We start from the raw sequence: 8,519 nt of genomic DNA, 5'->3' as shown, positions 1-8,519 counted from the left end.
CGGCGGCGGCGGCGGCGGCGCTTCCGCCGCCGGTGCGGGGACGGCCGGGGGCGCGGGCGCCCTGTTCGGCGCGGGCGGCGGAGGCGGGGGGGCGGGCCTGACCCTGTCGGGCGCGGGCGGTGCAGGCGGGGGAGGCGTGGTCCGACTCACGGCGGTCGGATGAGCCGGCGGCTGAACCGACCTGAGCCTGTGGAGGTGCTGGAGCCCGAAGTCTGGGACGCGCCCGACAGACTGAATGACACGGCCTGGCGCGCCCAGACCGGCTTCGACGGCCGGTGCGCGACCGAAATCTTCGACAAGGAGGACGAGGAATGACGAGATCGACGACGCCGGATCCGATCCGGCCCCAGAACGGAACCCTGGCCGAGGGACGCTGGCTGTGGCGCAGGCTTTACGCCTTTGCCGTCAGCGTCGGCTTGTGGCTGCTGTTGATGCGGACGGTGGGGCGGATGCCGGCCGAGATGTTGCCCAGGATGACCGATGGGCTGATGGGGCTGCTGGCCTTGATCCTGGTTCTGTACCTGGTTGCGCCCACGGCCGAGCAACTGGTGGCGCTCATCGCCAATGCGCGCGTGCGGTTGACGGGAGGTCGGCCATGAGCGGCCCATTGTCCGTTCGCTCCAGGGCGCGATTGAAGGGGGTGCATCCCGCCCTGGTCGCTGTCGTCGAGGCGGCGGTCGCACGCAGCCCTGTTGATTTCATGATCACGGAGGGGCTGCGCTCGCCCGAACGGCAGGCGGCTCTGGTCCAGGCGGGAGCCAGCCGAACCTTGAGGTCTCGCCATCTGAGCGGCCACGCCGTCGATGTGGCGGCCCTGGTCGACGGACAGGTCCGCTGGGACTGGCCGCTGTACGGACGCATCGCCTCGGCCTTCAAGGCGGCGGCTCTGGAGCTGAAGACCCCCATCGTCTGGGGCGGCGACTGGAAGAGCCTGCGCGACGGCCCGCATTTCGAACTGGATCGAAGGGCTTTCCCATGAGGGCGGTGTCGATCCTGAAGGCGCTGACGCCGCTCGGCTGGATCGCCGTCGCGGGGGTCGTGGCGGGGTTGGCGGCCACGCTTATGGGGGGGCTGGGCTTCCGCTGGGACCCACTGAACCTGCAGCAGCGCCGGTTGGCGGCGGCCGAGGCGCGGGCTGCGGCGGGGGAGGGAGCCGCAAAGGCTCAAGCCGCCGCGCGTCGCCTCGAAGCCGAGGGCGCCCAAACCGTGCTGCGCCGCCTTGATGATTTTCAACAGCAACAGACGGCGGCTGAGCGCGTGACCGCCGCCGCCGTCGCCCAGGCAAGGAACGCCGATGACGCCGAAATCCCTTTGGACCGCCGCCGCGCCGATTATCTGCGCGGCCATGACCGCGAGCTGTGCCGGCTCGCCCCCGATCTCGGCGGTTGCGCCGGCGCGGCTGAGCCTGCCGGAGGCGGCGACGCGCCCGTGCGCCCTGGCGGTGCTTCCGGCTGAACCGACGGCCGCCGATCTGGACGCCGCCTATGTGCTGCGCGGCGCCCAGATCGTCGCCTGCGACGGCGCGCGCAGGCTGGCGCTGGAGGTCCTGCTGGCGGAGCGGGCCCTGCTGGATTCTCAATCCGGGGGAGGGGACAGGCCTCCGCCCTGACCAAAACGGCAAAAACGACTCGGCAACTTGTGCCGCCGTGCGTCGAAACTTGCCGAGGTGCGGCGCGGGTCGTCCGAAAAAAGCCCGTAAAATCAGTGCGGAGTTATGCCGGTTGGCCCATTTCCGCCTGGCCCCGCCCTTGCTCTCTAGAGGGCGAGCAAAATGCTCCTGGCGCTAAAATGGCGCTGGACATCACACGAAGTGAAGAGGACAGCCAAAATGGCTAACAACAGCATCAACGTGAACGTCGGCGCCATGGTCGCGCTGCAAAACCTTAACGCGTCCAACAAGATGTTGGACGTGACGCAAAACCGTGTCTCCACGGGTTTGAAGGTTTCCAGCGCCAAGGATAATGGGGCGATCTTCGCCATCGCGACGAATCAACGCGCCGAAATGGGCGCGCTCAATTCCGTGATGCAATCGCAACAACGCGGCCAATCGATCGTCGACGTCTCGCTCGCCGCTGGCGACACCGTCGTCGCCGCCCTGACTGAAATGAAGGCCCTCGCCGTGGCCATCGAGGCCGGCGGCAGCTCGGCGACGACCACCGCGCTCCAAAACGACTACGACGCGCTGCAGACCGAGATCGACAACGCCCTGGCCGGCGCCAACTTCGACGGCGTCAACCTGTGGACCGACGGCGCCGTGACAGGCGTCATCACCGACACCTCCGGCGGCACCTTCTCCATCGGCATCGCCGCAGCCAGCGACGGCACGCCCACGGCTACGACCGCAGCGGCTGTTCAGACCGCGATCGACGCCTTCACGGCCGATCTGGCGACCCTGGGCACCCAGTCCAAGTCTCTGGATCGCCAGGTGACCTTCACCAGCAAGCTGCAAGACGCCGTCGAGGCCGGCATCGGCAATCTGGTCGACGCCGATCTAGCCAAGGAAAGCGCACGCCTGACCGCGCTCCAGACCAAGCAGCAGCTGGGCGTCCAGGCCCTGTCGATCGCCAACTCGTCCAGCTCGATCCTGGTCAGCCTGTTCCGATCCTAACCTCGCGGGCGCATCGGCCTCTGTGGCCTGCGCCTCAAAATCAAACGTCAAAAAGGCGGTCGGACCTCGGTCCGGCCGCCTTCTTGCTTGGTTGGCAGCTTTTGCCCGGCAGAGTTTTCCTACCTGGTCGGCAAGATTTGCCCCACTCGGCGAAATCTGCCGGGAAAGATTAACATAAACAACCATATAACGCATATAAAACAATAGCTTGCAGAAGGGCGGGTTAACGGTTCCTGGCCCGGCAATTGCTTCACTTCAAACGGGCAAAAAGCTCCCGGCCGTCAAAATGACGCCGGACATCACGAAGTGAAAAGGACAGCCAAAATGGCTAACAGCGTTAACACGAACTATGGCGCCAACATCGCTCTTCAGAGCCTGAACGCCACCAACAAGTCCCTGGCCATGACGCAAAATCGCGTCAGCACCGGCCAGGCCGTTTCGTCCGCCAAGGACAACGGCGCCATCTTCGCCATCGCCACCAACCAGCGCGCTGAAATGGCCGCTCAAGGGGCCGTCAAGCAATCGCTGCAACGTGGTCAGTCCATCGTCGACGTCGCTCTGGCGGCCGGCGAGACCGTCGTCGCCGCCCTGACGGAAATGAAGTCGCTGGCCGTCGCCATCGAAGCCGGCGGTTCCTCCGCCACGACCACCGCTCTGCAAGCCGACTACGACGCCCTGCAGACCGAAATCGACAGCGCTCTCGCCGGCGCCAACTTCGACGGCGAAAATCTGTGGACCGCTTCGGCTTCCGTGATCACCGATACGTCGGCGTCGACGTTCACGGTCGGCATGGCCTCGCCCGCCGACGCCACCCCGAGCGACACCACCGCTGCCGCCGTTCAGACCGCGCTCGAGTCCTTCACGGCCGATATGGCGACCCTGGGCTCGCAGTCCAAGTCGCTGGACCGTCAGGTCACTTTCGCTGGCAAGATGGAAGACGCCCTGGAAGCCGGTATCGGCAACCTGGTCGACGCCGATCTGGCCAAGGAAAGCGCCAAGTTGACCGCCCTGCAGACCAAGCAACAGCTCGGCGTGCAGGCGCTGTCGATCGCGAACTCGTCCAGCCAGATCCTGCTGAGCCTGTTCCGTTAAGATGATTGGCCGGAGCGGCATCCGCCGCTCCGGCCCTTCACTTCCGTTTGAATCCAGAAGGGCGCGGATCGTCCGCGCGAGGAGCCATGGCTGACAATGTCGCGAGCGTGTCTTCGGTAAACTTCTTTCCTTCCGATCCTGCCGACGTCACTCCTGCCCCGACCCCCACGCCGTCGCAGCCTTCGCTGCAGGCCGAGGAAGCGGCGAAATCGAACAACTATCGCCTGACCATCGAGTCCGCCGAAAACGGTCGCTTTGTTTATACGATCAGTGATCCGATCACGGGCAAGGTCGTGCTGAAACTGCCGCGGGAAGTCGTTCAGACTCTCGCCGACAACCCGGGCTACCGGGGCGGAAATCTGCTGAAAACCTCCGTCTAGACGAAGGCTGTTCAGGTCGAAGACTGCAACGCCGCCGGTTCGCCGGACGGCGCTATCGTGGTTTCTTTGGCGTTAACCATACGCTCACGACTCATGGTTAATCCTGTAGGGAACAGAAGTCCGGGGCTTGAAGCCATGACCACTAGCGTACACACCAACACCTCGGCGATGATCGCCCTTCAGAACCTGAACCGCACCAACGACCAGTTGGCGTCGACGCAGGGCCGGGTCAGCACTGGACTGAAGGTTCAGGGCGCCAAGGACAACGCCGCCGTCTGGGCCGTCGCTCAAGGGCAACGGGCGGACAAGGGTTCTCTGGAATCGGTGACGACCAGCCTGAACCGTGCGACCTCGATCGCGGACGTCTCGCTGGCTGCAGGCGAGCAGATTTCGGATCTCTTGCTGGAACTGAAGACCAAGGCGACGGCGGCGGCTGATCCCAGCGCCTCGGCCGCCACCCGCGCCTCGTATGACCAGGAGTTCCAGGCCTTGCTGGGCTCCATCGGGTCGTTCTCGGCCAATGCGACTTTCGATGGCGCCAATATTCTGGACGGTACATCAACCGTCGCGTTGGATTTCCTGGCCAACGCCGACGCGACCGAAACCATTTCCGTGAACCGCCAAGACCTTACCGTCGCCGGGCTCAGTCTGACGGGCGAAGATTTGACGACCGAGGCGAACGCCACTGCGGCCCTGACGGCGGTGACGACCGCAATCACAACGGCCAGCTCGCGTCTCGCGGAACTGGGCGCTCAGGCCAAGCAGATCGAACGCCATACGAGCTTCGTCAGCAAGTTGTCCGATTCGCTGGAAGCCGGGATCGGCAATCTGGTGGACGCCGATCTGGCCAAGGAAAGCGCCCGTCTCCAGGCGCTTCAGGTTCAGCAACAGCTGGGCGTCCAGGCCCTGTCGATCGCCAACCAGGCGCCTCAGGTCATCCTGTCGCTGTTCCAGAACTAGGTCCGGCTTAAGAGTTCGTTATCGGCCCTCGGCGCAATCTGGGTAACGGAGCCGATCGATGATTAACAACAGCTATCTGTTGGGACTGTACGGGGTGACGTCTTCCACGACGTCGTCCACGTCAGGCACGTCTACGACTCCAACCAAGCGCACCCAGCCCACGGCGCCCTGGACGGCGACGGAGAACGTCCCGACCGCCAGCGAAATGGTGCGGTCGGCCCTGGCGGGCCGTCGCATCGTCAACGAGGCGGCGGTGGACGTCGATCTGGCCTCAGCCTCCGACGACTATCGCAAGCTGTTCACTACCTATCAGGCCCTCAACACGCTGTCCGCCCTGGCGGACCGGGCCGCCACCCGCGGCGTCAGCGCGTCGGAATCCGCCCTGCTCAACAAGCGGTTCGCCTCAGGGCTGGCCGAGCTTTCGGCCTATCTGGCTACGGCGAAGTTTGAAGGGTTCAGGATGGTCGACGGCGTCGCCCAGAACACCGTCAAGACGACCGCAGCGATAGAGAAGACGTCCAGCACCTTCGTCACCGCGCCGGTGCATGAGGGGGCGCTCACCGAGACCGTCGACGCCTTCGAAGGGGACGTGCGCTTTTCCATCGGCGTCTCGATCTCAGGGGGCGCGCAAAAGACCATCGATATCGACCTGGCGGGCATGGGCTCGACCCCCCGTACATTCGACAATGTCACCGCCTTCATGAACGAACAGCTGGGCGCGGCCGGTGTGGAGACGCGCATCGGGCGCGAGCAAATTCCAGGCGTCGCCAAGACGGTCAAGGTGGGCGACAAGACCGTCACCTTGCCGGCGGGCCCGGATCAGTGGGCGTTGAAGGTGTGGGGCGGCGCGGGCGAGACCGTCTCATTCTCCGCAGCAGAGACGTCCGACGCGGTCTATGTCACCCAGACCACCGGCGGCGGCGCGGAGCTCCTGAAGTTCCAGGCCGATGGCGGAAGCGCGCCGACAGCGACGCAGGGATTGGGCGAGACCTTCTGGGTCGAGGGAAGAGCCGGCCAGGTCGCCTTGCCGGACGGCGTCGCCGCCGTGCGCGACAGCGCCGTGGCTGCGGACGGCTCGGTCTGGGTGCTCGCCGACCTGACCGAGGGAGAGGATGGCCAGCCGATCAAGGGGCAGCGCGACGTCGCCCTGATGAAGTTCGATTCCGCCGGGAACCTGACCCAGACCAAGCTGCTGGGGGCGGCGTCCAGCGCCAACGGCTTCTCGCTCGCCATCGCAGACGACGGCCGGATCGCGGTCGCTGGCTCGGTGACCGGCGCCCTTGACGCCGGCAAGAGCGGCGACGACGCCAATGTCGCAGACAGTTTCGTCACCGTCTTCGACGCTTCGGGCAAGGAGGTCTGGACCCAGCGGCGCGGCGCCAAGGCGGCCGACGAGGCGACCGAGGTCAGTTTCGGCGCCGACGGCACGGTCTATGTCGCCGGTCGGTCGCGCTCCATGATGCCGGGCGCCGAGGGCGCGCTGGGCGGATGGGACGGCTATGTCCAGGCCTTCGGCGAGCATAAGCTGACCCCGACCTCGCCGCTCAGCGGTCTTATGGTAGGCACGGCCCAGTTTGGCACGGCCGGCGACGACAACGTCCAGGCCATGACGACCTCGGGCTCGGACCTCTATACCGCCGGGGTGGAGAACGGTCGGATCATGGTCCGTCAGTTCACGCTGGACGCCTACGGCGCCCCGACCCTGTCGTCGAGCCGCGATCTTGGCGCGGCTCAGGGCGCGATCACCGGGATTACGGTCGACAACGGTCGCGTCATCCTGACGGGTCAGACCGATAACGCCGCTCTGGATGTCGGCGGCGCAACGAATTCCCATGCAGGCGGCACGGACGTTTTCGTGGCGGTTCTGGATCCCGACCTTCAACCCTCCGCCAACGAGCGGCTGACCTATTATGGGGGCGCCGGCGTGGACACGGCGTCCGATGTTCAGGTCAAGGACGGCAAGGTCTGGATCACCGGCGTCGCAGACCGTCCCGGCGATGCGGCCAAGACCGATCCGACCCAGGCCTATCTGGCTCGGTTGGACCCTCTGACCGGCGCCGTCGAATACAGCCAGACCTGGCGCGCCCAGGGCGACCAGGCTGTGACCGGCAGTCTGACGGTCGTGTCAGGCGGCGCCAGCGTGCTGGACAAGCTGGGCCTGCCGCAGGGCGAGATCATGCAATCGGATTCGAAGCTGCTGACCGTCGCCACCTCCGCCCGCGCGGGCGATCAGTTCAGCATAACCCCCGGCAACGGCACACGGGCCATCACCGTGACCATCGCCGCGAACGAGACGATGGCGAGCCTCGCAAAGAAGATTACCAGCGCGTCCAACCGCCAACTCATCGCGACCGTGGTCACGGACAAAAAGGTCTCGCCGCCGACCGAACGGATCGAGATTAAAGCCGCCGAGGGCAAACAGGGCGCCACTGTCTCGTCGGGGGCGGTCGGCAAGGACGCCCTGGGCGCCCTGGGCCTGTCGCCTGGCTATATCGGGAACACGGGCGACAAGGAAAAGAAGGCCTATGGCCTCAATCTGACCAATGCACTGAACCTTAGCAACGCCGACGCCATCAAGGCGACGAACGCCGCTCTGGCTAACGCCCTGACATCGGTAAGGTCGGCCTACAAGTCGCTGGCGCCCTCGACCGCCGCCATCACCAACACTCAGACCGGCAACAAGTCGTCGACTGCCTATCAGCAGACGCAACTGGCCAACTTCCAGGCCGCGCTCAACCGCCTGACGGCCTGATCTTCAACTCAGCGGGCGGTGTGGACGGCTAGGCGGTTGACGCCCGGCGCCCGTTCCGGGTTATTGGGCGCCTCAGTTGCGAAAGCCCCTCATGGCCCTTCCGAACGACAATCGCGTCATCATCGCCATCGGCGCCGGTCTGGTGATCATCGCCGCCGTGGTGCTGGCGCTCATCTTCACCGGCGGCGGCGACAAGACGCCGGAAGCGCCGCCGGCCGCCCGTGGCGGCCTGACCGTCGATCTGGCCGACGCCCCGACGTTGGAGCCCACGCGCGAGTTGCGCTGCTTCGTCGACGGCCAGTTCGTCGGCATGGCCACGCTGACGGAGTGCGCCCGGCGCAACGGCGTCGCCACGGACGCCCTGGACGTGGGCATAGACGAGACCGGGGCCCTGGCCGCCGCCCCGACCGCGGCCTTCGCCCCGCCGCCCAGCGCCCCCCCGGTCGCGCTGACCGAGGCCGAGCCCATGCCGCCCGTCGGCCAGCCGGCGCAGCAGCCGGCGCCAACCGCCGCCGCCGCCGCCTGCCTGCGCTACACCGGATCGGACTGGCGCTCGCTGTCGTCCAGCATGAGCCTGAACGCCTGTGTCCAGGCGCTGTACGCCGGCACCTGCGTGCGGCCGGGCGAGGCGCTGTACGGGCGTTGGGGCGACACCACCCTGCGTCTGGTGCCGCGGCGGGTCGAGCAGTCGCCCGACAACAACCGCTTCCGCACCCTGGTCGAACAG

11 protein-coding genes are annotated in these 8,519 nt (G+C 66.3%); all 11 read left to right on the top strand.

Annotated elements, in window-relative coordinates:
- The first annotated feature begins 159 nt into the window (after window positions 1-159).
- Entirely contained in the window at window positions 160-315 is a 156-nt protein-coding gene (locus Q7J26_RS12400) for a hypothetical protein (protein WP_154726910.1), read from the top strand.
- Complete coding sequence (locus tag Q7J26_RS12395; protein ID WP_304936719.1) at window positions 312-599, top strand: hypothetical protein; 288 nt, start codon at window positions 312-314, stop codon at window positions 597-599. The genes Q7J26_RS12400 and Q7J26_RS12395 overlap by 4 nt, the downstream gene beginning before the upstream one ends.
- Window positions 596-979 carry a M15 family metallopeptidase gene (locus Q7J26_RS12390; RefSeq protein ID WP_304936718.1) on the top strand — a complete coding sequence of 128 codons (384 nt, stop codon included), beginning with the start codon at window positions 596-598 and terminating at the stop codon, window positions 977-979. Before Q7J26_RS12395 ends, Q7J26_RS12390 begins: the two co-directional genes overlap by 4 nt.
- The gene (locus Q7J26_RS12385) at window positions 976-1,455 is read left to right on the top strand and encodes a hypothetical protein (protein ID WP_304936717.1); all 480 of its coding nucleotides are present in this window, start codon (window positions 976-978) and stop codon (window positions 1,453-1,455) included. The genes Q7J26_RS12390 and Q7J26_RS12385 overlap by 4 nt, the downstream gene beginning before the upstream one ends.
- On the top strand, window positions 1,442-1,609 hold the full coding sequence (locus Q7J26_RS12380; protein WP_304936716.1) for a hypothetical protein: 168 nt from the start codon (window positions 1,442-1,444) through the stop codon (window positions 1,607-1,609). The genes Q7J26_RS12385 and Q7J26_RS12380 overlap by 14 nt, the downstream gene beginning before the upstream one ends.
- Before the next feature lie 219 nt (window positions 1,610-1,828).
- Complete coding sequence (locus Q7J26_RS12375) at window positions 1,829-2,608, top strand: flagellin (RefSeq protein WP_304936715.1); 780 nt, start codon at window positions 1,829-1,831, stop codon at window positions 2,606-2,608.
- Between the two features lie 324 nt (window positions 2,609-2,932).
- Window positions 2,933-3,700, top strand: a complete 768-nt coding sequence (locus Q7J26_RS12370; protein ID WP_304936714.1) for a flagellin — start codon at window positions 2,933-2,935, stop codon at window positions 3,698-3,700.
- Window positions 3,701-3,786: 86 nt separating this feature from the next.
- On the top strand, window positions 3,787-4,080 hold the full coding sequence (locus Q7J26_RS12365) for a hypothetical protein (protein ID WP_304936713.1): 294 nt from the start codon (window positions 3,787-3,789) through the stop codon (window positions 4,078-4,080).
- A gap of 135 nt (window positions 4,081-4,215) precedes the next feature.
- Window positions 4,216-5,040, top strand: a complete 825-nt coding sequence (locus Q7J26_RS12360) for a flagellin (RefSeq protein ID WP_304936712.1) — start codon at window positions 4,216-4,218, stop codon at window positions 5,038-5,040.
- A gap of 58 nt (window positions 5,041-5,098) precedes the next feature.
- A complete protein-coding gene (locus Q7J26_RS12355) occupies window positions 5,099-7,792 on the top strand; it encodes a transcriptional regulator (protein WP_304936711.1) in 2,694 nt (897 codons plus the stop codon).
- Between the two features lie 91 nt (window positions 7,793-7,883).
- Window positions 7,884-8,519, top strand: a 636-nt coding sequence (locus tag Q7J26_RS12350; RefSeq protein ID WP_304936710.1) for a hypothetical protein, incomplete at its 3' end; no start/stop codon positions are given.

This window comes from Brevundimonas sp., assembly GCF_030656255.1.
Taxonomy (GTDB): Bacteria; Pseudomonadota; Alphaproteobacteria; order Caulobacterales; family Caulobacteraceae; genus Brevundimonas.
This window is presented reverse-complemented; position numbering and strand designations above follow the sequence as displayed.

Coding starts and splice junctions, on each gene's coding strand:
- Q7J26_RS12400 (WP_154726910.1), top strand. CDS start 160: ATGAGCCGGCGGCTGAACCGACCTGAGCCTGTGGAGGTGCTGGAGCCC.
- Q7J26_RS12395 (WP_304936719.1), top strand. CDS start 312: ATGACGAGATCGACGACGCCGGATCCGATCCGGCCCCAGAACGGAACC.
- Q7J26_RS12390 (WP_304936718.1), top strand. CDS start 596: ATGAGCGGCCCATTGTCCGTTCGCTCCAGGGCGCGATTGAAGGGGGTG.
- Q7J26_RS12385 (WP_304936717.1), top strand. CDS start 976: ATGAGGGCGGTGTCGATCCTGAAGGCGCTGACGCCGCTCGGCTGGATC.
- Q7J26_RS12375 (WP_304936715.1), top strand. CDS start 1,829: ATGGCTAACAACAGCATCAACGTGAACGTCGGCGCCATGGTCGCGCTG.
- Q7J26_RS12370 (WP_304936714.1), top strand. CDS start 2,933: ATGGCTAACAGCGTTAACACGAACTATGGCGCCAACATCGCTCTTCAG.
- Q7J26_RS12365 (WP_304936713.1), top strand. CDS start 3,787: ATGGCTGACAATGTCGCGAGCGTGTCTTCGGTAAACTTCTTTCCTTCC.
- Q7J26_RS12360 (WP_304936712.1), top strand. CDS start 4,216: ATGACCACTAGCGTACACACCAACACCTCGGCGATGATCGCCCTTCAG.
- Q7J26_RS12355 (WP_304936711.1), top strand. CDS start 5,099: ATGATTAACAACAGCTATCTGTTGGGACTGTACGGGGTGACGTCTTCC.